The organism is Aquamicrobium defluvii (genome assembly GCF_004363725.1).
In the GTDB taxonomy this organism is placed as follows: Bacteria; Pseudomonadota; Alphaproteobacteria; order Rhizobiales; family Rhizobiaceae; genus Mesorhizobium; species Mesorhizobium defluvii.
The window spans coordinates 1-1406 of the sequence record NZ_SNZF01000085.1; the positions used below are offsets into that span (position 1 = coordinate 1).

At 59.9% G+C, this 1406-nt stretch carries 1 protein-coding gene; it reads right to left on the reverse strand.

All coding sequences use genetic code 11. The features are described 5' to 3' along the window. Positions 1-274: 274 nt before the first annotated feature. Positions 275-1318, reverse strand: a complete 1044-nt coding sequence (locus DES43_RS22225) for an IS110 family RNA-guided transposase (protein ID WP_133676478.1) — start codon at positions 1316-1318, stop codon at positions 275-277. Positions 1319-1406 lie beyond the last annotated feature (88 nt).

Consider the following 1406-nt stretch of genomic DNA (forward strand, 5'->3'; position numbering starts at 1 on the left):
TATGTGGAACGGCCCGCGGTGCAAGGATGCTTTTCAGTCGATTTCACCACATGAGGACGGTGCGGTCATATGTCCGGCCTTTCTGCGCGGCACATGACCGCTGGCCTCGATGAAATTCGCGAAGCAGGTGGCTGGATCAAGGGGGCGCGCTTTGTGCGCGTCACGGGTTTCGGCCTGTCCTGTTTCGGGATTTCGTCCCGTGGATTCATCGTCTGCTTATGCACCTCGCTTCTGCCGGCCCTCGCCGGTCAGCTCGTACGGACGGTCGGGATCCTTAAGCCGGGACCTCGTTCGCCGTTGTTACCATTGGGTTGCGGTATACTCCACCTCTGGTCAACAAAGCCCAGATCATCCGTGCCGTCTTGTTGGCCAGCGCAACCGCCACGACCTTGAAGGGGCGTCTGCCAAGCAAGTCTTTCAGCCATGGCCGCGCCTTGTCGTCAGCTCGCACATGGCGAAGGACGGATGCGGCCCCAGTCACAAGCAGCGATCGCAACTCCGGATTGCCCATCTTGGAGATGCGCCCCAGGCGCTCCTTGCCGCCGCTCGAATGGGCCTTTGGTGTCAGACCTATCCAGGCAGCAAAGTGCCGAGCCGATTTGAAGCCGCCGGGATCAGGAACGAGCGCTTTGACGGCCATCGCAATAATGGCCCCGACGCCAGGTATCGTCGCGAGGCGACGCATGTCGGTGTCTTGCCTGGCCTGGACAACGATCTCACGCTCAAGTCTTTCAATCCGCGTGGCTAGGAGCTCAATCTGTTCGACCATCTCCGTGAGAGCAAAACGCGCGGCCGCTGGCAAGCGACTATCAGCCTCATCCCGGATGATCACGGCCAGCCCCTTGACGTTGGCGATCCCAATTGGAGCGATGATGCCCAACTCGCCCATATGTGCGCGCAGCGCGTTGATCGCCTGGGTTCTCTGGCGGACGAGCAATGCACGCGTCTTGAGCACCATAACGGCTGCCTGTTGCTCAGCCGTCTTGACCGGGACGAACCGCATGGTCTTTCGCGTCACCGCTTCACTGATGGCCTCTGCATCGGCAGCATCGGTCTTGCCACGCTTGACGAACGGCTTCACGTATTGAGGTGGAAGCAGTCTGACGTCATGGCCGAAAGCTGCAATCTCGCGCGCCCAGTAGTGGGCACTCGCGCATGCTTCCATCCCGACCATGCACGGCGGCAATTTCTCGAAGAAGCGCAGAACCTCGGCGCGACGTAGCTTTCGGTTGAAAAGCGGCGTCCCGTCAGCATCCGCGCCAAAGGCTTGGAAAACGTGTTTCGCCAAGTCCAGTCCTATAGTGGTAACATCTTTCATGGAACGGTCCCTCCTTGTGGCGTTTACAACAACGACCACGTTAGCACTTTGATGCTGTCGGAGCGGGCCGTTCCACCTCATCAAGGGG

Coding starts and splice junctions, on each gene's coding strand:
- DES43_RS22225 (WP_133676478.1), bottom strand. CDS start 1,318: ATGAAAGATGTTACCACTATAGGACTGGACTTGGCGAAACACGTTTTC.